Source organism: Idiomarina aquatica (assembly GCF_003987185.1).
In the GTDB taxonomy this organism is placed as follows: domain Bacteria; phylum Pseudomonadota; class Gammaproteobacteria; order Enterobacterales; family Alteromonadaceae; genus Idiomarina; species Idiomarina aquatica.
This window is the reverse complement of sequence record NZ_PIPS01000003.1, coordinates 238,829-260,243: the sequence shown is the minus strand read 5'-3', so window position 1 is coordinate 260,243 and position 21,415 is coordinate 238,829. Positions and strand designations below refer to the sequence as shown.

At 52.6% G+C, this 21,415-nt stretch carries 21 protein-coding genes and 1 riboswitch; of the genes, 8 read left to right on the top strand and 13 right to left on the bottom strand.

Features of this window, described 5'->3' with window-relative positions:
• Positions 1-78 precede the first annotated feature (78 nt).
• On the top strand, positions 79-813 hold the full coding sequence (locus CWE23_RS10665) for a 3',5'-cyclic-nucleotide phosphodiesterase (RefSeq protein WP_241970623.1): 735 nt from the start codon (positions 79-81) through the stop codon (positions 811-813).
• Between the two features lie 28 nt (positions 814-841).
• Here the strand turns inward: CWE23_RS10665 and CWE23_RS10660 are convergent, their stop codons facing one another.
• From CWE23_RS10660 to thiC, 7 genes are all read right to left on the bottom strand, one after another.
• On the bottom strand, positions 842-1,282 hold the full coding sequence (locus CWE23_RS10660) for a PH domain-containing protein (RefSeq protein ID WP_126820236.1): 441 nt from the start codon (positions 1,280-1,282) through the stop codon (positions 842-844).
• Positions 1,283-1,360: 78 nt separating this feature from the next.
• Positions 1,361-2,467 (bottom strand): 2-iminoacetate synthase ThiH, encoded by a 1,107-nt coding sequence (thiH, locus tag CWE23_RS10655; RefSeq protein ID WP_126820235.1) that lies wholly within the window; start codon positions 2,465-2,467, stop codon positions 1,361-1,363.
• On the bottom strand, positions 2,464-3,234 hold the full coding sequence (locus tag CWE23_RS10650; RefSeq protein ID WP_105307139.1) for a thiazole synthase: 771 nt from the start codon (positions 3,232-3,234) through the stop codon (positions 2,464-2,466). The genes thiH and CWE23_RS10650 overlap by 4 nt, the downstream gene beginning before the upstream one ends.
• A 2-nt stretch (positions 3,235-3,236) precedes the next feature.
• Positions 3,237-3,437: a sulfur carrier protein ThiS gene (gene thiS / locus CWE23_RS10645; RefSeq protein ID WP_126820234.1), complete on the bottom strand. Its 201-nt coding sequence runs from the start codon at positions 3,435-3,437 to the stop codon at positions 3,237-3,239.
• On the bottom strand, positions 3,427-4,179 hold the full coding sequence (locus CWE23_RS10640) for a HesA/MoeB/ThiF family protein (protein ID WP_198678837.1): 753 nt from the start codon (positions 4,177-4,179) through the stop codon (positions 3,427-3,429). Before CWE23_RS10640 ends, thiS begins: the two co-directional genes overlap by 11 nt.
• Complete coding sequence (gene thiE, locus CWE23_RS10635; protein ID WP_126820233.1) at positions 4,169-5,656, bottom strand: thiamine phosphate synthase; 1,488 nt, start codon at positions 5,654-5,656, stop codon at positions 4,169-4,171. Before thiE ends, CWE23_RS10640 begins: the two co-directional genes overlap by 11 nt.
• Positions 5,653-7,335 carry a phosphomethylpyrimidine synthase ThiC gene (gene thiC / locus CWE23_RS10630; RefSeq protein WP_126820232.1) on the bottom strand — a complete coding sequence of 561 codons (1,683 nt, stop codon included), beginning with the start codon at positions 7,333-7,335 and terminating at the stop codon, positions 5,653-5,655. Before thiC ends, thiE begins: the two co-directional genes overlap by 4 nt.
• An 87-nt stretch (positions 7,336-7,422) precedes the next feature.
• A riboswitch (TPP riboswitch) is annotated at positions 7,423-7,534 on the bottom strand.
• A gap of 172 nt (positions 7,535-7,706) precedes the next feature.
• Here thiC and CWE23_RS10625 point away from each other — a divergent pair.
• The 6 genes from CWE23_RS10625 (at position 7,707) to CWE23_RS10600 (ending at position 12,201) form a co-directional block, all read left to right on the top strand.
• Positions 7,707-9,086, top strand: coding sequence for a sensor domain-containing diguanylate cyclase (locus tag CWE23_RS10625; protein WP_126820231.1), 1,380 nt, complete (start codon positions 7,707-7,709; stop codon positions 9,084-9,086).
• Positions 9,087-9,140: 54 nt separating this feature from the next.
• A complete protein-coding gene (locus CWE23_RS10620; RefSeq protein ID WP_105307144.1) occupies positions 9,141-9,392 on the top strand; it encodes a TIGR03643 family protein in 252 nt (83 codons plus the stop codon).
• A 111-nt stretch (positions 9,393-9,503) separates the two neighbouring features.
• On the top strand, positions 9,504-11,267 hold the full coding sequence (locus CWE23_RS10615) for a putative bifunctional diguanylate cyclase/phosphodiesterase (protein WP_126820230.1): 1,764 nt from the start codon (positions 9,504-9,506) through the stop codon (positions 11,265-11,267).
• A gap of 85 nt (positions 11,268-11,352) precedes the next feature.
• Positions 11,353-11,571, top strand: coding sequence for a DUF4177 domain-containing protein (locus tag CWE23_RS10610; protein WP_105307146.1), 219 nt, complete (start codon positions 11,353-11,355; stop codon positions 11,569-11,571).
• 5 nt (positions 11,572-11,576) lie between these two features.
• The gene (gene yidD / locus CWE23_RS10605) at positions 11,577-11,834 is read left to right on the top strand and encodes a membrane protein insertion efficiency factor YidD (protein ID WP_241970622.1); all 258 of its coding nucleotides are present in this window, start codon (positions 11,577-11,579) and stop codon (positions 11,832-11,834) included.
• Complete coding sequence (locus CWE23_RS10600) at positions 11,821-12,201, top strand: TM2 domain-containing protein (RefSeq protein ID WP_126820229.1); 381 nt, start codon at positions 11,821-11,823, stop codon at positions 12,199-12,201. Before yidD ends, CWE23_RS10600 begins: the two co-directional genes overlap by 14 nt.
• 66 nt (positions 12,202-12,267) lie before the next feature.
• Here the strand turns inward: CWE23_RS10600 and gcvP are convergent, their stop codons facing one another.
• The 3 genes from gcvP to gcvT form a co-directional block, all read right to left on the bottom strand.
• Positions 12,268-15,156, bottom strand: a complete 2,889-nt coding sequence (gene gcvP / locus CWE23_RS10595) for an aminomethyl-transferring glycine dehydrogenase (protein WP_105307164.1) — start codon at positions 15,154-15,156, stop codon at positions 12,268-12,270.
• A gap of 109 nt (positions 15,157-15,265) precedes the next feature.
• On the bottom strand, positions 15,266-15,655 hold the full coding sequence (gcvH, locus tag CWE23_RS10590) for a glycine cleavage system protein GcvH (protein ID WP_105307165.1): 390 nt from the start codon (positions 15,653-15,655) through the stop codon (positions 15,266-15,268).
• A 33-nt stretch (positions 15,656-15,688) separates the two neighbouring features.
• Positions 15,689-16,768: a glycine cleavage system aminomethyltransferase GcvT gene (gene gcvT / locus CWE23_RS10585; RefSeq protein WP_105307166.1), complete on the bottom strand. Its 1,080-nt coding sequence runs from the start codon at positions 16,766-16,768 to the stop codon at positions 15,689-15,691.
• A gap of 141 nt (positions 16,769-16,909) precedes the next feature.
• On the opposite strand from gcvT, the gene CWE23_RS10580 reads away from it, so the two are divergent.
• Complete coding sequence (locus CWE23_RS10580) at positions 16,910-17,752, top strand: LysR family transcriptional regulator (RefSeq protein ID WP_105307167.1); 843 nt, start codon at positions 16,910-16,912, stop codon at positions 17,750-17,752.
• 26 nt (positions 17,753-17,778) lie between these two features.
• Here CWE23_RS10580 and CWE23_RS10575 read toward each other — a convergent pair whose 3' ends face one another.
• The 3 genes from CWE23_RS10575 to pepP are packed head-to-tail and all read right to left on the bottom strand — an operon-like array spanning position 17,779 to position 21,403.
• Positions 17,779-18,951, bottom strand: coding sequence for an FAD-dependent oxidoreductase (locus tag CWE23_RS10575; RefSeq protein ID WP_105307168.1), 1,173 nt, complete (start codon positions 18,949-18,951; stop codon positions 17,779-17,781).
• Positions 18,948-20,099, bottom strand: coding sequence for a 2-octaprenyl-6-methoxyphenyl hydroxylase (gene ubiH, locus CWE23_RS10570; RefSeq protein WP_126820228.1), 1,152 nt, complete (start codon positions 20,097-20,099; stop codon positions 18,948-18,950). The genes CWE23_RS10575 and ubiH overlap by 4 nt, the downstream gene beginning before the upstream one ends.
• A complete protein-coding gene (gene pepP, locus CWE23_RS10565) occupies positions 20,081-21,403 on the bottom strand; it encodes a Xaa-Pro aminopeptidase (protein WP_126820227.1) in 1,323 nt (440 codons plus the stop codon). The genes ubiH and pepP overlap by 19 nt, the downstream gene beginning before the upstream one ends.
• Positions 21,404-21,415 lie beyond the last annotated feature (12 nt).

The window sequence follows — 21,415 nt, the reverse complement described above, 5'->3', positions numbered from 1 at the left end:
ATCATAACACCATTGTTGCGCAAAGTTTTGCTATGCTTGCGCTATCATAGATGTGCAGTCAACCATAAGGATGATCCGGTGTCTCTTCGTGTATTAGGTTGTAGTGGTGGTTTGAGTGGTGAAAATCAACAGGGTTCAACCTGCATTCAAATCAGTGAGTCCACGCTGATTGATGCCGGTACCGGTCTGGCAACGCTGTCACTGTCCGAAATGCATCGCATTCGGCATATCTTTCTTACTCATGCACACATGGATCATATTGCGGCACTACCGACGTTTTTGAGCAATCAGTTTGAACAGCCTAATCTACCGGTCAAAGTCTATGGTTTAGCGGAAACTCTGCAGCGATTGAAACGTAATATTTTTAACGACGAAATTTGGCCAGACTTTACCAAAGCTATCGGCAGCGCTACCGCCGTTGTTGAACTGGTTGAACTCAAGGCCGGTGAGCGCATCGAGCACGAAGGGATGTTGATCGAACCCTTTGCCGTGCAACACAAAATACCCACCGTTGGCTATTCGGTAAGAAGTGAACACTTACACTATGTTTTTTGTGCGGATTGTACCGAGTCTGCACAGTTAGTCACGGACTTAAACCGGCTGGCACCGATTGATGTATTAATGATCGAATGCGCTTTTCCTGATCGGCTGACCGAAGTTGCGGAGAAAACACAGCACATGACCCCGGCGATGCTACAACGCACCTTACTGCAGGTGCAGGATATTAAGCACGTCTGGGTGACTCACCTTAAACCGAGTTATGAATCAGAACTACGCCAGACCCTCAGTGATGGCCCCTGGACCATACTTTAGCTGGCGCCTCGCATCACACAGCGTGCCGCTACTGCGTTCTTGCTTTCGCTATCGCCTGTTCCAGCTCGTATGGCTGGTAAATGGTTGATATCGCGTAATAGCGTCCACCTTTGGTATTAATCGTGATGGTGCCATAATTAAACCAGCGCCCGACAAAGCCCTGATTAATGAAGACAGAACTTAAGTCATCCCATTCTACGACTACGGTTTCCCGGAACAATGCACCGTATTTGGCCAATAGCCGCTGATTGGTCACCACCACACGGGTACCGCTGTATCGTAAAGCGACTTTGACCGCATCAATGATAACGAACAGCAGCCAGGCTATCGATAACGTATCATCATAGGAACTCGAGACCGCACTGAACAACAACCCAATAGCGATGAACAAAAATGTTTCGCCGAGAATGACATAACTCAGCCAAGATCGATGAATAATGTGCTCATCGTCACGTAACTTTATAGCCATTTGCTTCCCTGCCTGTCACTAAACCTTCCTCCAGTTTTTACTAATACCAAACAATATACAAGCCATTCCCTCAGCAAATCACCACTGCGACAGCCAATCTCGCCAGACTGGCTGCAAACCCTGTGCCCGAATGGCAGCCGCCACCTCAGACGTGCTGCGGCTGTCATCGATACGAAACTGTTCCAGCTCGGCAGTGGCATTGGCATAGCCGCCCGGCTGTGTTTTCGACTCAGCGCTGACCGCGGTCACGCCTAAGTTAAACAGGCCATCACGAAGTCTAGCCTGTTCGCGTGTTGATAAGCTCATTTCAACGTCATGAAAACGCAATCGATAAGCACAGATAAGCTGCACCAACTGACGATCGCTGATGACATGAGTGTCAACTTGAGTCCCGGCACACGGGCGTAACCGCGGAAAGGACAAGGAATAACGACTGCGCCAGTAACGACGTTGTAAGTAGCTTAAATGCATGGCGGTAAACACGCTATCCACGCGCCAGTCAGCAAGACCAATAAGGCTGCCTAAGCCGATTTTATCAATGCCGGCAGCCCCCAGCCGATCAGGCGTATTCAGTCGCCATTCGATATCCGCCTTCTTGCCCCTAAGGTGGTGCCGGCAATAAGCAGCAGTATTATAGGTTTCCTGATAAACCATCACAGCGTTGAGGCCGAGCGATGACAGTTGAAGATATTCTTTCTGGCTCAGCGGCTGTACTTCAAACATCACATAACTAAAGTACGACTTAATGATGGGTAACGCCTGCGCAAAGTATTGCCGCCCAACTTTGCGTTCATGTTCGCCGGTTACCACCAGCACCGAGTCGTAACCTTTCGCTTTAATCGCCGCGCATTCCTGTTCAATTTCAGCCATCGACAAGGTTTTACGTCGCAACCGGTTGCTCATCGAGAAGCCGCAGTAACTGCATTCGTTGGCACAGAGGTTGGATAAATATAAGGGAATGAATAAGCTCAGAGTGTTGCCAAAACGTTGCCGCGTAAGCTCCTGCGACCGTGTCGCCAGAGGCTCAAGGTAAGCCTCCGCGGCCGGCGACACCAACGCCATAAAATCATCATCACTGAGGCTCTTCTTGGTCAGTGCGGCTTCAACATCGGCCGCCGTTTTGCTGTACAGCGTCAGGCTTAACGCATCCCAGTTCAGCTTCTGCCAATGCGCAAAAAAGCTCATAGAGACTCCAGAAAATTGGTCATTGGACTGGAAGCCTCCGCGCGCCCGATACTTGGCGCCCGGCCCCCGGCCTGACGCCCCTGATAACCCGCCAGTACCGCGAGCTTAAAGGCTTCAGCCATCGCCACTGGATCCGCGGCAGTGGCAATGGCCGTATTGACCAGTACGGCATCAGCCCCCATTTCTAAAGCTTCGGCAGCGTGACTTGGCGCGCCGATACCGGCGTCAATGATCACTGGCACCTGCGCCTGCTCGACGATTATCTGCAGAAAATCACGACTGATCAGACCGCGATTCGATCCTATCGGCGCTCCCAGCGGCATCACCGCGGCACAACCTGCTTCCTCCAGCCGCTTACACAACACCGGATCAGCGCCGCAGTAGGGCAACACCACAAAGCCCTGTTTAACCAATTGTTCAGCGGCAGTCAGGGTTTCGACCGGATCCGGCAGTAAATAATTGGGGTCAGGGTGAATTTCCAGCTTCACCCAGTCAGTACCTAGCGCCTGACGCGCCAGTTTGGCCGCGAACACGGCCTGTTCGGCAGTTTTCGCGCCGGACGTATTCGGCAGCAACTGCAGCCCCAACTGCTGTATCGGCGTGACCAAATCATCCTGCGGTTGTTCCAGTTCAACCCGTTTTAAGGCAAACGTAATTAGCTCACTGCCGGAGGCGGCAATCGCATCGTGCATAACCTGCGCGCTGCGATATTTACCGCTACCAACCAGTAGCCTTGAAGAAAACGCCCTATCCGCAATCTTAAGCATCTTCAACCTCCTGCGACGACGGTAACCAGAGTGACACGATCACCCGGTTGAAGTGTGAGCGTTGGCCACTGCTCGCGGTGTACCACGTCATCATTAATCGCGACCGCAATGGCTTTGCCATTAACGCCCTGTTGCTGCAGCAATTGTTGCAGCGAGAGATCGGCTACTGCGGTCAGTGGTCGTCCGTTAACGTTAATTTCCATCGTTACCTCCACATCGCGGGCACTGCACTGAACGCGGCAGATTCAGCGACTGCCAGCTCAGGTTTAGCCCGTCAAAAAGAAACAGTTTGCCCCACTCAACTTCAGTGCCGGTGAGTACTTTAACCGCCTGCAACGCCTGCAGGGTGCCCATCATGCCGACCACCGCGCCAACAACACCCACTCGTTCACAGGCCGCGCTCTGTTGCACACCACTGGGGTACAAACATTGGTAGCAACCATGGGCGTGCTGTGGGTGCAGACACAATAACTGCCCGTTCATCCCCTCGGCTGCCGCGCTCAGTAGCGGTATGCCCAGCGCATAACACTGGTCATTGATGAGATAGCGGGACGCCAGGTTGTCGGTACAGTCCAGCACCAGATCGCTGCCGCTAAGCAACTGGCAGACGTTAGCTGCTGTGACTCGTTGCTGCATTGCCTGCAGGGATATTGTCGGGTTAACGGCAGCCAACCGTTTCGCGGCGCAGTCCGCTTTCGCGTGTCCGACATCCGCAGTGCTGTATAACGTCTGTCGCTGCAAATTACTCAGTTGAACCACGTCAGCGTCGAGCAGCGTGAGCCGGCCAATACCGGCACCGGCGAGATAATGTGCGGCCGCACAACCAAGCCCGCCAAGCCCAACCACAGTAACCTGCGCCCGGGCTAACGCCTGTTGGCCATGCTCACCAACTGTGGCCGTCGCGATTTGTGCGGCATAGCGAAGGTACTGTTCGTCACTCAGCACAACGAACCTCCAACCGCGCCATTAGACGCCGCACAGCGTCCTCAACGGATTCCGCCTGAGTGATAGCCGTCACCACAGCAACACCATCCACTCCGGTAGCCATCACCTCGTCGAGGTTAGCAAGGTTAATCCCGCCAATCGCGACCGTTGGAATGTCGGTTGCAGACAGCAATGCCACATAATCCCGCAATCGCTTGGTGCCCTGAGGCTGCGACGGCATCACCTTGGTTCTGGTCGGGAAGATATGTCCCAACGCGATATAAGACGGACGACAGCGCAGGGCTATCAGCATTTCGGTATAGCCATGGGTAGAAATGCCTAACCGCAGTCCTGCCTGGGCGATGGCATTAAGATCAGCATCGGCCAGATCCTGCTGCCCAAGGTGCACCCCAAAAGCGCCGTATTTAAGCGCCAACGCCCAGTGATCATTGATAAAAATTTGCGCATCGTAGTGTCTGCTAAGGGCTACTGCGGTTTTTATTTGTTGCTCTAACGACTTATCCGGTGTGCGCTTGATGCGCAATTGCAAGGTCCGCAGCCCCAGCTCAAGCAATTGTTGCAGCCACTCAACCGAGTCCACCACGGGGTACAACGCGGGTGAGTACTTCAGTGGCGCAAAGCGGACATCGCTCACCGGCAACGTCTTACAACAGACTTGCGGGAAGTTTTCCAATTCGGTAGGCCAGCCCGTGTGAGCGACGGGTCCCGGCCCAGAGCCAACCCCTTCCGCGCAGCGTAAACCCTTATGCACGTATGCATGAGCAAGCACCAGTGCGTCCTCCAGCGGGTAGCCATGGGCAACTGCGGCAGCGATGGCCGCCGACAGCGTGCAACCGGTGCCATGGTCATGAGTGGTACTCAGGTACTCATGACAAAAGCGTTGCTGACGGTCGCTGCGATACAAATGATCGCAAACACGACCGCCGTCGTCGTCAACGTGAACGCCTGTCGCCAGCACCGCTTTACAGCCGCTCTCCAATAGCATACCGCTGGCCCGCACCAGCGATGGCTGGTCAAATACCGCTGTCCCGGACAGCCATTCTAATTCGTCCGTATTAGGAGTCATCACGTCCACTTCGGTCATGAGTGCGCGGCATTCATCGGGCGTGAGCGACGACAGACAGTCCCGCTGCGTACTGATGTTCACCGGATCCCAGACCACAAAGGGACGCTCAATCCGTTCCGGCCACCGGTTCAGAAAGTCCGCAATCGCCTGCAACTGCGCGGAATTACTGATAAGTCCGATTTTGATGGCCTGTGGCGGCATGTCATCCAGTAAGCACGTTAATTGCGCTTTGATTTCTGTACTACTGAGGCCATAGATACCCCGCGTCGTCACCGAGTTTTGTGCGGTTACCGCGGTAATGACGGAACACCCATGCACGGCAAAATCAGCAAAGGTGTGCAGATCAGCCTGAATGCCGGCTCCTCCACCGCTGTCAGAGCCGGCAATGGTCCAAACCACCGGTTTGCTCATGGGCTCACCTCTGCCGCGTCTTTCACCTTGATGTTAATCCGCTGTGAACCATACTGTCGCACTTCATGGGAAATCTTCATCGAACAGAATTTAGGCCCGCACATCGAACAAAATTGTGCGGTTTTATTCGATTCCTGCGGCAAAGTTTCATCGTGATAAGCCCGCGCCGTTAACGGATCGAGCGCTAAATTAAACTGATCGTCCCAACGGAATTCGAAACGCGCTTTTGACATGGCGTCATCACGCGCCTGCGCCCCGGGATGCCCTTTTGCCAAGTCCGCGGCATGGGCAGCAATTTTGTAGGCGATCAGCCCCTGCTTTACATCCTCTTTGTTAGGCAGGCCCAGGTGCTCTTTTGGTGTGACGTAACACAACATGGCACAGCCAAAGGCCCCTATCATTGCCGCGCCAATGCCGGAGGTAATATGATCATAGCCGGGGGCAATATCCGTGGTCAGCGGTCCGAGCGTGTAAAACGGTGCCTCATGGCAGTGTTTCAGTTGCTCATCCATATTCTCTTTGATTTTGTGCATGGGAACGTGCCCGGGTCCCTCAATCATCACTTGCACATCGTATTGCCAGGCAATTTTGGTCAGCTCACCCAACGTTCTGAGTTCTGCAAACTGTGCCTCATCATTGGCGTCGGCAATGGAGCCGGGGCGCAGCCCATCGCCCAGTGACAGCGAAACATCGTACTCGGCACAGATCGCACAAATTTCATGAAAATGCTGGTATAAAAAGTTTTCCTGTTGGTGAGCCATGCACCATTTCGCCATAATCGAGCCACCACGCGAAACAATTCCGGTGACCCGGCGGGACGTCAGCGCAATGTAGTCGTGCAATACGCCCGCATGAATCGTAAAGTAATCAACCCCTTGCTCTGCTTGTTCCAGCAACACCTCCTTAAAGGTTGTCCAGGTTAACTTCTCAGCGATACCGTTAACCCGTTCCAGCGCCTGATAAATCGGTACCGTACCGATAGGCACGGGGCTGTTACGTAATATCCACTCGCGGGTTTGATGAATATTGCGACCGGTGGACAAATCCATAATGGTGTCGGCGCCCCAGCGGGTGGCCCAGACCAGTTTCTCCACTTCTTCTTCAATCGAAGAGCTAACGGACGAGTTGCCAATATTGGCGTTTACTTTGACCAAAAAGTTGCGACCAATGATCATCGGTTCCGATTCGGGATGATTGACGTTGGCCGGCAGAATCGCACGACCCTGGGCTATTTCGTCACGCACAAACTCGGCGGTTATTGGATTTGCCAGGTGTTCACGGCCAAGATTTTCCCGCAACGCGACGTATTCCATTTCTGGAGTGATAATGCCTTTGCGGGCATACGCGAGTTGGGTTACCCCTCTTTCCTGGCTACTCTGGCGTTCAGCTATCCAGCGCTGACGTAATTTGACCAGCCCTTGTTCGATGTCGATGTTAGCTCCAGGTTCGCCGTACACGCTGGAAGTATCGTAAACGTCCAGCGGTGGGTTATCTGGCATCGCAATTCCGGGCGAGGGCTGGTGCAAACTTTTACTCAGATGAATGCGTCGATAGGGCACACGAATATCGGCTCGCGAGCCATGCAGAAACTCACGTGTTGAGTTTGGGAAATAAGCACCGCTGAGGTTTTTTAAAAAAGATTCGGCCTGTTGCCGATACTGACGTTGGTTCGATGACATAGCATACTCTCAATCGTTAAGGTTAGAGTTGCTTGTCAGGAGTGTTGAACGGAGTGACACAACCGATCGACGGTTCAGAACCATCGTAGCTGACACTCTCTTGTTCCCTTCGCAGGTATTAGCCTGATCAGGTTCAACGGATCCCGCAGTGCGGTCTCAGCCTGCTTGTTTGATAAGCGAGGCACTCCGACAAGATTTCCTTTTTAGTGAAACAAAATCACGCCAGGGGCGCAAGTACCAATAGGCTAAGAACCGAAGAAATGGGTTGATTAAGCGACAATAACAGCCTATAACCACCACAAAATGGGTATGGTGTTTAGTGGCACTATATGCCACGATTCGTCTATTTTAAACGGTATTAACAGGACGTAATGAAAGTCGATCGCGCCTTTAAGAAATTAGCAGATTCACTGCCTCTGATGATGGCTTACGTAGATAACCAAGGACGGTATCAACACGTCAATCAGGCTTATCGAAACTTCATTGGTCTTGAGCTTCATCAAGTTAAAGGTAAATTCATCAGCGAAATCATTGGTGCGGAATCTTATCAACAGATCACGCTGTATCATCAGCGCGTTCTTGCCGGTGACGAAGTCAGTTTTACCGACAAGGTAACCTTTGTCGATGGTCGCAGTTTCCAGCTTGACGTAAAGTACGTACCTAACATCGAGAACAAAACCGGCCGGGTTAACGGCTTTTTCGCGATCATTAATGATGTCACCGAGTATGCCAGTGCCGCCGAAGTTTTGCGGGCGGTTCACGATGTGGTCAATCGACAGACGCAAACCCTGTCCACCGACCGCATTAACGAATTACTGAGGCTGGGGTGTCATTACCTGAACACTCAGTACGGTATCGTCAGCCAGGTTGAAGATACCCTGTATACCGTTAAATTTTCATACGCCGATCACGACCCTGTGCCGCCGGGATCACGCTTTGACCTAGGTGACACCTATTGTTCGATTACTCTGGAAGCTGAAAACGTCGTTGCCACCACGCACGCGTCCAAAAGTAAGCCTTATGCCGGTCATCCCTGTTATCAACAGTTTCAGCTACAAACCTATCTGGGTCTGCCAATTACCATTAACGGCACAGTGTGGGGAACCGTCAACTTTTCCAGTCCGCAGGTGCGTTCACATCCGTTCTCGGAACTGGATATTGAGTTAATGGGACTGATCTGTTCGGCAATCGAAACCATATTAATTAACTCGTCGAAAACCAAGCGCTTGGAAAAGCTCGCTTATACCGACTTTTTAACCGGCTTGAGCAACCGCCTGTACTTAACCGAACGCTTTAACGAGTTAACCTTGCAGCGCCACACCAATAGCAAGAGCTGTTGTTTTGCGCTCATTGATATCGACCATTTTAAAACCATTAACGATACGTTTGGCCATGATATAGGTGACAAAATGTTGCAGCAGACGGCGCTAAAAATCGCCGGTCTGATACGGACTACCGATACGTTGACGCGCATTGGTGGTGAAGAATTTGCCTTAATCATTACCGGCCTTAATCAAGCTCAGGCCGATAGTGTGTTGGAAAAAATTCGGCGGGGTGTCGAGAACAACAAATTTCAATTGGCCGATGGCTCAAGCCTTGCGGTCACGGTATCCATTGGCGCCACCCTGATCAGTGACGCTGAGCCCTTTAAAAGCGCTTATAAACAAGCAGATTTAGCACTTTATAAGAGCAAACGAGGCGGTCGAAACCGCACCACCTGGAGCCAACAATCGCTAACGATGGCTCAATAGAGCGGCCGCTTCAGGTCAACTAAAGGTTACTAGCGCTTATTTGTCGGAGTCGTCATGAGGTTTACAGCAGCAGAACAGTCACGCATCATCGAAATGGCCTGGGAAGATCGTACGCCTTTTGAAGCCATCGAGGCGCAATTTGGTTTATCCGAGCAAGCGCTGCGAAAATTTATGCGCCAACAACTGAAACCCGGCAGTTTCCGGCTTTGGCGAGCGCGTGTAAACGGGCGCACAACCAAACATCGTCAACTCAGACCAAAGGCCGTCGAACGCGGCTACTGCCCCACTCAGTATAAACAGCGCTAAAGAAATGTTATTTTTTTAATAACATAGCTCCATAACAACTATCTTCTTACAAAAATAATTGGCAGTGTATAGTAGTCAAACAGACTCACGTTTAATGCGAATAAAAATGATATGACGACGCTGTCACAACGCGACTCAAAATTCAGCCGGCTGGCCAATGCCATGACCCGCACAGGTTACGAGGATTTTTTGCCTCAACTTGCACACGAACTTGCCAATATTCTCGATGTTGAGTACGTCATGATTGCGCGTATCGCCGACAACGACAATGTCGCTGAAACGCTCGCCGTATCAGGTCGCGGTAAACTGTTAGATAACTTCAGTTACCCGTTGACCGGAACACCCTGTGAAACCATCCCTGAACGTGAGCCTTGTCAATATCAGCGAGGCGTTGCCAAACAATTTCCCGACGATTTACTGCTTGCCGATCTTGGTGTCGAAAGTTATTTTGGGATGCCCATCGTAACCTCTGATGGCCGCAAAATTGGTCTGATTGGAGCCATGTCGACTTCAGCAACCTTTATGGACACCGACAACGTCGAGATTCTCCGTATCGCTGCCGCACAGGTCGGTTCAGAACTCGAGTTATCGTCAAAAAAGAGCCACATCCAGACGCTAACCTACGAAGACGAAGTCACTGGCCTGCCCAATCGCCAGCAATTGCGCGAATACCTGCGCCACCAGAATGATGTACACACCGTGTTATTGGTTGATTTGCGTCGGTTTAAAGACATTAATGACCTGCACAGCCATAGCACCGGCGATACGGTGCTTTATGCCGTTGCTGATCGTTTACAATCGCGCATCGCGTCACGTGGCTTTATTGCACGTTTTTCCAGTGATGAGTTTGCCATTGTGCCCAATCCACGTTGGCAAGCAACGGTGGAGGCGATGGCCGCTGAGATCGATCAATGGTTTTATGAACCCATAAACTGTGGCCAGCACGAATTCTTTCTGGATATCTGTATCGGTGCCGCCAAGCGTGATCCTTCAACGCTACCCGTCAATGCCAACGAGTTGTTGCGCAAAGCCTCCGTAGCGCTGGCCGAAGCAAAGGTCGCGAACTGTAAGTTGATGCTGTTTGCCGAGCAGATGGTGGAATCGTTAAAACAACGGCAGCGATTATTTGATCGCTTTCTGCGCGCTCTGAGAGACGATAAATTCAGCTTACACTTTCAACCACAAGTGGCCCTAAAAGATGGTGCTATTGTCGGCGCTGAGGCACTGTGCCGCTGGTATGATGAAGATTTAGGCTGGGTCAGCCCGGCAGAGTTTATTCCGCTGGCCGAAGAGCGAGGGCTTATGCCTGCACTCGGTGACTGGGTTCTTCAGGCCGCCGTCAAACAGCTTAAGGACTGGCAGGCAGCAGGCTCGCCACTGCCTGGCCCACTCTCGATCAACATCTCTAATAAGCAGTTGGAGTCGAGCAGTTTCTGTCAACGGGTGCTTGAACTGACGCAAGGAATCGCACCGGATGCCCTCATTTTCGAACTGACCGAGTCTGCGGTTATGCGTTCACCAGAGACCAACATCAAGCAAGTCAACACGCTCAAAGACAAAGGCTTTCGCTGGGCGATTGATGATTTTGGGACCGGTTATTCCTCGTTATCCTACCTCACACGACTACGTGCCGACGTGCTTAAGATTGATCGCTCTTTTGTTGCCAGAGTGCCCGGCAGTCAACACGATGAGTCACTGATAAAAACCATTATCGCAATGGCAAACAGTATGCAGATGAAATTAGTCGCCGAAGGCATTGAACACCCGGAACAAGCACAATACTTGCATCGTACCGGCTGTGAATTCGGGCAAGGTTATTATTTTTCTCATCCACTCCCTGCCGAGGCCTTTTTTGAAAAAATCCGCAATCAGTAAGAGATCTCCGACAAACGGATAAGATTGACGTCCTCTTCCCCCTGCTTTAAGTTATAAAAGTTGTTAAAAAATAGGGAATTAGACAATGTCGGATTTTACAGAATATAAAGTCATTCATGTTGCCGAAGGCGGTTGCGGTACCTTGCTTCTGGGCTCCAGCGGTCTACCATTAAAACGTATCGAGTCGGTACTGAATGAAGAAGCTGCGAATGGTTGGCAACTGGTCTTTCAGGTTATCGAACAGAAGCGTTTCTGGTTGTTCTGGACTCGCGAGGCGGCCATTTTAACGCTGGGACGTAAATAACATTGATGCAACGGGCGTTACTTTCTGCGATTCGCTGGTACCAACGACGCGGGGGCTCCAGGCGGTTTTTTAATACCGAATGTAATTTTGAGCCTTCCTGTTCAGAATACACCTACCAGGCCATCAGCCAGCATGGTATCGGGCGCGGGCTTAAGCTCGGCTGGGCCAGAATTCGTCGCTGTAACGACCCCGACTGCGTCAACAAAACATATGACCCTGTAGGGTCTCATGAACAAGGACCGCATCAGGATGCAAGATCTTAAAGACGAAGAGGACCGGCTCCGCGAAAAAATACGGGCGTTGAGCGATGAACAACGCAAACAGTATTACCGGCTTGAACGTGAACGACTGAAAGATCCGGATACCTATGCCGTATTAAATTATTTTTTTGTTGCCGGCTTACACCACTTTTATCTGGGCAAAACCACACGAGGCATGATCAATGTTGTACTGATGCTGGTCGGACTGCTACTGCTGCCGATGTTTGCGCCGCTGGGTATTATTCTGTTGCTGACCGTGCTGCTGATAGAATTACCACAATTGTTTAAATCGCAGCGCATTGTGTTTGCACACAACTTGGAACTGATGGAACAGATACTGGACGAAGTCACCGATGAAAAAGCCCTCTAATAATGAGAGGGCTTTTCGCTTTTTCGGTGTCACCTGCTGGTGTCGCAGGGGCGTCAAACGCACTCGCTACCGATACTCTTCAATGCTCGGGCATGAACACATCAGGTTACGGTCACCAAAGACATCGTCAATACGGTTAACCGTTGGCCAGAACTTGTCGTAGCCGACGGCTTCAACCGGATAGGTTGCTACCTGACGGTCATATGGACGATCCCATTCGGCATCGGTAATGTCAGCCAGTGTATGCGGTGCATTGACCAATGGGTTGTTGTCCTTCGGCCATTCACCTGCGGCAACTTTATCGGCCTCTTTCTTAATGCTGACCAAGGCTTCGATAAAGCGATCCAGCTCGGCTTTCGACTCCGACTCGGTCGGCTCGACCATAATGGTACCCGCTACCGGGAAACTCATGGTCGGTGAATGGAAGCCGTAATCCTGTAAGCGTTTGGCGACGTCGATTTCGGCGATACCAGCGGCTTCTTTTAACGGACGTAGGTCGATGATGCACTCATGGGCAACCCGGTTATTGCGGCCGCGGTAAAGGATCTTGAAGTGCTTGCTCAACTGCTCGGCGACATAGTTAGCGTTTAAAATAGCTACTTCTGACGCTTCACGCAGGCCACGACCACCCATCATCGCGATGTACATCCACGAGATTGGCAGAATGCTGGCACTACCAAATTGTGCTGCAGAAACCGCACCGTTGCCGGCTTTTGTGCTATCCAGAGTAATCACACTGTGGTTTGGCAGAAAGTCCTTCAAGTGCGCCTTGACGCCAATCGGACCCATACCAGGGCCGCCACCACCGTGTGGAATACAGAAGGTTTTATGCAGGTTTAAGTGCGACACGTCCGAGCCAATATAACCTGGCGAGGTAACTCCAACCTGAGCGTTCATGTTGGCACCGTCCATGTAAACCTGACCGCCATAGCTGTGCACCAGATCACAAATTTCGCGGATGCCTTCTTCGTACACACCGTGAGTCGACGGATAGGTGACCATGATGCACGACAGGTTGTCGCCCGCTTCTTCGGCTTTCGCCTTAAGATCGTCCATGTCGACGTTGCCGTTTTTATCACAGTCTACGACAACTACTTTCATGTTCATCATTTGTGCCGACGCTGGGTTGGTACCGTGCGCTGAACTCGGGATCAGGCAGATATCGCGATGGGCTTCGCCACGGCTTTCATGGTACTTCTGAATGGCCAACAGACCCGCATACTCGCCCTGTGCACCGGAGTTAGGCTGCATCGACAGCGCATCGTAACCGGTGATGTCGATTAACCAGTCCGACAGAGTTGCAACCAGCTCAGCATACCCTTGTGCCTGTTCTACCGGACAGAACGGGTGTAACTGACCGAATTCCGGCCAGGTCACCGGAATCATTTCGGCGGTAGCGTTCAGCTTCATGGTGCACGATCCCAACGAAATCATCGAATGGTTCAGTGCCAGGTCTTTGTTTTCGAGCTTTTTAATGTAACGCAGCATTTCGGTTTCTGAGTGGTATTCGTTAAATACCGGATGCGTCAGAAACTCTGACTGGCGCACTAATACCGCCGGGATAGACTCCACTTCGCCACTGGCAACACGGCTGTCGAGCACGTCAACATCAAGACCGTGATCGTCACCAAACAGTACCTGGAACAGGACTTCGACATCCTGGCGGGTCTTCGCTTCGTCCAGGCTCACGCCAAATACGCCATTGCCGTCGTTACGTAAGTTGATGCCAGCATTCTTCGAGCGCGCCAACACCTCAGTGGCGTTATCCGCCAGTTCGAACGTCAGTGTGTCAAACCAATGACCGTTGTTGATTTTGACGCCTTTGTCCTGCAGACCCAGCGCAACGATGTCGGTTAAACGGTGGATGCGGTTGGCGATGCGACGCAGACCTTGCGGGCCATGGTAAACGGCATAAAACGACGCCATATTGGCCAGTAACACTTGCGCCGTACAGATGTTGGAGTTGGCTTTCTCGCGGCGGATGTGCTGTTCACGGGTCTGCATAGCCATGCGCAGTGCAGGACGACCGCGGCTGTCTTTCGAAACGCCGATGATGCGACCCGGTAGCGAGCGCTTGAACTTATCGCGGGTAGCGAAAAACGCCGCGTGTGGACCACCGTAGCCCATGGGTACGCCAAAACGTTGGGCGTTACCAAACACCATGTCCGCACCCATTTCCCCGGGCGCTTTCAGCATCAACAGGCTCATCAGATCCGACGCCACGGCGACAATGGCTTTGTTTTCCTGCAACTCGCCAATTAACTGTTCGATGTTATGCAGTTCACCGGTTTTGTCCGGGTACTGCAACAATGCACCAAACACGTCGTGATCGGAGGCTTCACGAGCCGGGCCGACAATGATTTCAAAACCAAAGTATTCCGCTCGCGTTTTCACCACGTCGATGGTCTGTGGATAGACGTTGTCGGCAATATAAAATGCGTTCGATTTTTTGTTCTTCGATACACGTTTTGCCATCGCCATTGCTTCGGCCGCTGCGGTGGCTTCATCCAACAACGACGCGCTGGCCAAATCCAGGCCGGTCAAATCCATAGTCATTTGCTGGAAGTTCAGCAGCGCTTCTAGACGACCTTGTGCGATTTCTGGCTGATATGGGGTATACGCGGTGTACCAGCCCGGGTTTTCCAGTACGTTACGCAAAATGACATTCGGCGTAACGGTATCGTAGTAACCCATGCCGATGTAAGAGGTGAAGATCTGGTTCTTCTTAGCGATGGCCTTCAGCTGCGCCAGCGCTTCACGCTCCGTTTTTGGCTCGCCAACCTGTAGAAAAGGTTCACGTAAAATGCTGCCGGGAACCGTGTCTTTGGTCAGCGCTTCCAGTGATTCAGCGCCAAGCACGTCGAGCATAGCTTTTTGCTCGTCGGCACTTGGGCCAATGTGGCGGCCAATAAATTCATCATGATGTTCTAATTGCGTCAGGGTAGTACTGGTCATTTACCTCGGCCTCGTACAAATAGGGAAATTTCTGTTTGAGAAAAACAACGAACCCCGGCTGAGAGCTCCGGGGTTCGCGACGTTCCATGTCTGCTATTACATAATGACGTTAGTCTTCGTCGATAGACGCTTCATACGCGTCTGCATCCAGCAGGTTACTTAACTCACCGCTGTCATCTGCTTTAATCTTAAACAGCCAGCCGTCGCCGTATGGGTCGTTATTGACGGTTTCTGGAGCGTCTTCTAAATCTTCATTGACGGCCACGATTTCACCGCTGATCGGTGCATAGATGTCAGACGCCGCTTTCACCGATTCTGCCACTGCGATGTCATCGCCGGTTTCTACTTTGTCGCCTACGTCAGGCAGCTCAACGAACACCATATCGCCCAGCAGGTCCTGTGCGTGTTCGGTGATACCTACGGTGAAGGTGCCGTCACCTTCGTCACGAACCCACTCGTGGGTTGATGCGTATTTCAGATCGGCTGGAATGTTGCTCATAATGACTTCCTGTAGTTCAACTTTAAAACGTTATTATAAAACAGATTGACCGTTTCGCACGAAGCTCGGCTTGACCACTTTTACCGGCACTTGCTTCTTCCGCATTTCTACTTCGGCGGTTTCACCGACGGTTGCAGGAACACGCGCCATCGCGACTGAGAAACCAAGTGTAGGCGAGAATGTACCAGATGTAATGACACCTTCGCCACCCTCAACGGTCACTTTTTGACCGTGACGTAATACGCCTTTGGTTTCCATCACCAATCCAACCAACTTATCGTGGCCTTTTTCTTTCAGCGCTTCTAATGCTTTGCGACCAATAAAGTCGCGGTCGGCCGGCTCAAACGCCACACTCCAACCCATGTTGGCTTCCAACGGAGTGATGTTTTCATCCATATCCTGGCCGTACAAATTCATTCCGGCTTCCAGTCGCAGCGTGTCGCGTGCGCCCAGACCACAAGGCGCAACGTTGGCCGCTAACAGCGCATCCCAAAGATTGACCAGTTGCTCGGCCGGAACCACAATTTCATACCCCTTCTCGCCGGTATAACCGGTGGTCGCGATAAAGTAGTCACCGACTTGTTTGCCGACGAACGGTTTCATACCGTCGATTTCAGCGTACTGCTCAGCGCTCAGCACCTGTTGAATTTTTTCTGCCGCATTCGGCCCTTGCAAAGCGAGCATGCCCATGTCATCGCGTTCTTTGGTGGTAACGTCAAAGTTCGCGGCGATCTTTTCGATCCAGGCCAGATCACGGTCACGGGTCGCTGAGTTCACGACCATACGGTAGGACGTCTCAGAGAAGTGGTAAACGATCAGGTCATCAATAACACCGCCGTTTTCATTCAGCATACTGGTGTACTGTGCTTTACCTTCCGTTTTCAACTTGGCGACATCGTTGGCCAGCAGGTAACGTAAAAAGGCCTGAGCTTGAGGGCCTTCCACATCGACGATGGTCATGTGCGACACGTCGAATACGCCGCAGTCGCGACGCACAGCGTGGTGCTCTTCGATTTGCGAACCATAGTTCAATGGCATGTCCCAGCCATGAAAATCAACCATCTTCGCACCGGCTTTTACGTGTGCATCGTACAGTGGCGTTTTGCTACCCATAACGCGATCCTTTTTTAAGAAAAGTTTTACTGACGTAATGGGCGCAAATTATAGGCGGGTTCGACTTAAACTAAAAATGAATATTGCTTATAATGGCATTAATTTTTTAAATACCTGACGCATACATTATAAGGTCTTACAATGAAGCACCTGTCTCTAGAGGCGTTGCGCAGCTTTACCACCGTGATTGAGCTCGGCAGCATGACCGCAGCCGGTGAGCGCATGGGACGTTCGCAGCCAGCGATCAGTCTGCAGTTAAAAAAACTGGAGCAACAAGTCGGGGTGGAATTATTAACCCGTCACGGCACTGGATTCGCGTTAACAGCCGACGGCGAAGTATTATTCGATTACGCGCAACGGCTGTTGGCCTTGAACGATCAGGCCTGGGCGCAATTCGAGCCCCAGCAGGTCAGTGGTAAAGTGCGATTGGGCATTACCAGTGAATTTGCCTCCAGTTTGCTACCCAGCGTGTTAGGGCAGTTCGCGCAAGTCTATCCGCAGGTAACTCTGCAGGTTACCTCTGCATTAAGTAAAGACTTACTGACCGGGCTTGGTCAACAGTTTGATATTATCCTTGCGCTGCGTGAGCAAACCAATAAGAGCGACGTGCTGATTCAGCGCGAGGAGTTGGTCTGGGTGGGGTCATCGGCGTTAATGGAGCAACCGAGTTTTCCGTTGGTTGTGGCGCCGGAAGGCTGTATTTACCGGCGCCGTGCCGAGCAATGTTTGCAACGAATTCATCAACCGTACCGTATTACTTACACCAACACCGACTTTTCCGGTCTCACCGCGGCGTTAAACAGCGGGCTGGGTATTACCGTACTGGCACGCAGTACCGTACCTGAAAACATTGCCATTATCGATCTGCTGCCCGACGGCAAGCGCCTGCCGCACCCGGGTTCCGTCAATGTCATCATGCGACTCGCCGGCGGCGCCTCCAGCGCGGCATCGCAACTGGCGGATTACCTGAAAGCACGGATCTAGCAATACCCTTGCGCCAAAGGCGCAAGCTACCGCAGGGCGATTTCGGCGAGCTTCCGTTTGAGTGGCGTCACGTGGTTAGGGAGTGCGAAAGCGATGGCGCGCAGGCCTTTGAGAATCGGGTTGGCGGTTCCAAAGCCGCGCTTGAACGCTTCCATAGCGGCAATCATAAGCTGGGTTTCAGCTTTACGGGTTCTGACATACGCCCCCAGTCTCCGCGACAGCGCGCGCAGGTCTTTCAACTCAACCTCGGCCAACACCTGCGCCAGTTCCTGCACATCACCAAACCCGAGGTTTGCCCCCTGGCCTGCCAACGGATGAATGGTGTGCGCCGCATCGCCTGCCAGGACAATGCGTTGGTGTTGCCAACGGCGCGCATACTGCATACGCAACGGAAACGCTTTCACTGGCGATGCCGTTTCGCACGCACCAAGGATCCGACCGGATTCGGCCTCAACCCATTTCGCCAAACGTTCTGGCGACTCCGCCAGCAATTGTTCGGCAAACGGCTGATCCGCTGACCAGACAATGGACACCGTGTGCGCTTCGGGCGTCGGCAACAATGCCAATGGCCCGGTCGGCAGAAATACCTGCCGCGCAACGCCCTGATGCGGTCGCTCCGTTTTGATATTGGCGACAATTCCCTGCTGCTGGTAATCCCAGAATGTGATCGGCAATTCGGCCCACTGTCGCACCTGCGAGCGGCCACCATCGGCACCAACAACCAGTTGTGCACTCAGCAGCTCATTACCCAGACTGAATTCCGCCGGGCTGTCTTCATCCCCCGCATTTAATAGCTTCCAGTCCTCAGCCTGCCGGATGTCGACCTGCAACGCCTGCGCCCGCTGCCAGAGAAAATGCTCAATCACATTGTTTTCGACAATAGCCCCCAAGTCATCGGCGTTGACGTCCTGCGCACTGAACTCGATGTGTGCCGGGCTATCTTTATCCCATACCTGCATACGGTGATAAGGGCCGGTGCGGTGTTGAGCGATCAATGCCCAGGCGCCGCATTGCTCCAACAGCTTTCGGCTGCGGGCGTTCAAAGCACTGACGCGCAGTGCCAGTTCGTCTCCCAACTGAGGTTGTGTGTGGCGCTCCAGCACCGTTACCCGGCGCCCTTGAGTCGCCAGCAGGCAGGCCAGTGCGAGGCCAATCATGCCACCGCCGACAATAGCGATATCGGTTTGCTGACGTATCATGCGCGCATCCCCATGGTTAAGCGGGCAAAAGCTGATTTTAACGGCCCGCAATGGTGTAACCCAAGTAGAGCAAGGTTACGTGGAACCACCATAGGCCAATATCGATTGGAAAAACCACGCACCAACAGATCGGTCAAATTGATGATGGCGTTGTAATCTTGCTCACGGCGCCGATGGTAGTCATTCAGGGCGGCAAAAGCGCCGGCATCGTCGACACCGGACAGCACCTCGACCAGGGTTTCGACATCCCGCAGGCCGAGATTAAAGCCTTGTCCGGCAATTGGGTGCAACGCGTGCGAGGCGTTGCCCAAAATCACGCAGCGATGATGAATCGAGCGATGCGCGCGGCGCAATTGTAGCGGGTAAAAAACCCGCTCCGAGGTTGCTGTAATGGCGCCGGCTCGATAGCCGAAAGCGCGCTGGCAGGCGTCAATAAAGTAATCATCGTGCCAGCTTTTCACGTCGTCGGCCACTTCGCCTTTAAACGTCCATACCAGTGACGCCTGTTGTTTTGGCATCGGCAACAGCGCGATGGGGCCGTCTTCGGTAAAACGCTCGTAAGCCCAGCCCTGCAGCGGTCGATCCAGAGTCAGGGTGGCAATGCAGCCAACCTGATTGTAATCCTCGACTGAGCTTGCCAGCCTTAGCGTTTCCCGCACGTAAGAATTTTGCCCATCAGCTCCCGCCAACAGTTGCGCTTCGATGGTACGCCCGTCACTGATGGAAACGGCGACAGAGTCACTTTTTTGTTCAATCGCGGTGACTCGGCAACCGCTCAGCCAGCGCACATTAGCCAGTTGCTGACAACGTTCAAACAAGGTCTGTAACAGTTCTGCGGCTGGCACCACAACGCCCAAGGCGGCGACGTTCTCAGCGGCCGCATGTAACTCCATCGCGCCGAGATGACCGCGGTCGCTGATATGAATGTGCTCGATCGGCGTCTGTGTCTGCGCTGCGCCGAGCACTCCAAGCTGCTCCAGGCGTTTGGCCGAAGCCGCCGCCAGGGCAATGATTCGTTTGTCGTTAGGGGGCCCGCTATCACGCGGTTCAACCACAACGATGGGCCAGTCGGGACGTTGCTGCGCCAGCATTAATGCCGTCAACGCACCGACCAAACTTCCGCCTGCAATTACAACTTTTGCATCCACGCTTCTATCTCTTCAACCGTCTTAGGCACCGATTCGGTGATGTTTTCATAGCCGTCTTCGGTGATGATCAGGTCATCCTCAATACGAATACCAATCCCGCGCCAGCGTTCATCCACGCCGGATTCACGCGAAATATAAATGCCGGGTTCAACCGTAATGACCATACCCGGTTCCAGTTTTACCGGACGATTCTGCGCGTCTTTATAACGACCAACATCATGTACGTCGAGCCCAAGCCAATGGCTTAAACCATGAATAAAAAACTGCTTCCAGCGTTGCCCGTTAAAGTTTTCCTCGGCGTCGCCTTTTAGAATTTCCAACTCGGTCAGGCCATCATTAATAACACGAGCGGCTGCCTCGGTCGCTTGCTGCAAATCAGCCCCCGGCTTGATGCAGGCAAAGGCTGCCTGCTGTGCCTGCAACACCAGCTCATACAACATTTTTTGTTCATCCGAGAACTTACCATTGACCGGAAACGTTCGGGTAATATCGGCGGCATAGCCCTGATATTCGGCACCAGCGTCCACCAGCACCAGATCACCGTCGTGTAACTGATCCCGGTTGTCTGTGTAATGCAGTACACAGGCATTAGCGCCACCGCCACAAATCATGCCATAGGCGGGATACAGCGCACCGTTCATGGCAAACTCATGGTGTAGCTCGGCGCCAAGCTGATATTCATAAACTCCCGGCTGGACAAATTTCATGATGCGTTTAAACGCTTCACTGCTGATCCGCGCTGCTTCGCGCATGACGCTCAGCTCGTGCGCTGACTTAATTTGCCGCATTCGGTCAAGCCGCGGCCGCAAGTCATCGATCCTATGGGGTACTTTGTTACCGCGTTTTTCGGTTTCCCGCAAAAATGCCATGGCCTCATGGACTTGATGCTCAAGACCTTCATCCTCACCGAGGATGAGATAAACGCTCTCAGCGCCGTTAAGGATCTCTGGTAAGCGGTCGTCCAGTTCCTCAATGTCATGAGCGGTATCAATTCCCAGAGCGTTCGGTGCGTTGTGATAACCCAGCCGCAGACCGTGCCAGACCTCGGCACTCGGATCCTTATCCTGACAGAACAGGATACTGCCCGCTTGTTCCGGCAACGTACTCAACACCAACACCGCATCCGGTTCGTTAAACCCGGTCAGGTAATGAAAGTAGCTATTTTGCCGAAAGGGGTACTCGGTGTCGTTGCTACGGGTCAATTCTTGGTTCGCTGCCACCAGCGCTACAACGTTGGCCGGTAGCTGCTGCAACACACGTTTACGTCGTTGCAGAAATTCATCCTGCGGAATCACGGGCTTCATTGACACACCTCG

What these genes read in the sequence shown, in the direction of transcription:
- CWE23_RS10660 (WP_126820236.1), bottom strand. Translation starts at nt 1,282, where the DNA reads ATGGCTATAAAGTTACGTGACGATGAGCACATTATTCATCGATCTTGG.
- thiH (WP_126820235.1), bottom strand. Translation starts at nt 2,467, where the DNA reads ATGAGCTTTTTTGCGCATTGGCAGAAGCTGAACTGGGATGCGTTAAGC.
- CWE23_RS10650 (WP_105307139.1), bottom strand. Translation starts at nt 3,234, where the DNA reads ATGCTTAAGATTGCGGATAGGGCGTTTTCTTCAAGGCTACTGGTTGGT.
- thiS (WP_126820234.1), bottom strand. Translation starts at nt 3,437, where the DNA reads ATGGAAATTAACGTTAACGGACGACCACTGACCGCAGTAGCCGATCTC.
- thiE (WP_126820233.1), bottom strand. Translation starts at nt 5,656, where the DNA reads ATGAGCAAACCGGTGGTTTGGACCATTGCCGGCTCTGACAGCGGTGGA.
- thiC (WP_126820232.1), bottom strand. Translation starts at nt 7,335, where the DNA reads ATGTCATCGAACCAACGTCAGTATCGGCAACAGGCCGAATCTTTTTTA.
- CWE23_RS10625 (WP_126820231.1), top strand. Translation starts at nt 7,707, where the DNA reads ATGAAAGTCGATCGCGCCTTTAAGAAATTAGCAGATTCACTGCCTCTG.
- CWE23_RS10620 (WP_105307144.1), top strand. Translation starts at nt 9,141, where the DNA reads ATGAGGTTTACAGCAGCAGAACAGTCACGCATCATCGAAATGGCCTGG.
- CWE23_RS10615 (WP_126820230.1), top strand. Translation starts at nt 9,504, where the DNA reads ATGACGACGCTGTCACAACGCGACTCAAAATTCAGCCGGCTGGCCAAT.
- CWE23_RS10610 (WP_105307146.1), top strand. Translation starts at nt 11,353, where the DNA reads ATGTCGGATTTTACAGAATATAAAGTCATTCATGTTGCCGAAGGCGGT.
- yidD (WP_241970622.1), top strand. Translation starts at nt 11,577, where the DNA reads ATGCAACGGGCGTTACTTTCTGCGATTCGCTGGTACCAACGACGCGGG.
- CWE23_RS10600 (WP_126820229.1), top strand. Translation starts at nt 11,821, where the DNA reads ATGCAAGATCTTAAAGACGAAGAGGACCGGCTCCGCGAAAAAATACGG.
- gcvP (WP_105307164.1), bottom strand. Translation starts at nt 15,156, where the DNA reads ATGACCAGTACTACCCTGACGCAATTAGAACATCATGATGAATTTATT.
- gcvH (WP_105307165.1), bottom strand. Translation starts at nt 15,655, where the DNA reads ATGAGCAACATTCCAGCCGATCTGAAATACGCATCAACCCACGAGTGG.
- gcvT (WP_105307166.1), bottom strand. Translation starts at nt 16,768, where the DNA reads ATGGGTAGCAAAACGCCACTGTACGATGCACACGTAAAAGCCGGTGCG.
- CWE23_RS10580 (WP_105307167.1), top strand. Translation starts at nt 16,910, where the DNA reads ATGAAGCACCTGTCTCTAGAGGCGTTGCGCAGCTTTACCACCGTGATT.
- CWE23_RS10575 (WP_105307168.1), bottom strand. Translation starts at nt 18,951, where the DNA reads ATGATACGTCAGCAAACCGATATCGCTATTGTCGGCGGTGGCATGATT.
- pepP (WP_126820227.1), bottom strand. Translation starts at nt 21,403, where the DNA reads ATGAAGCCCGTGATTCCGCAGGATGAATTTCTGCAACGACGTAAACGT.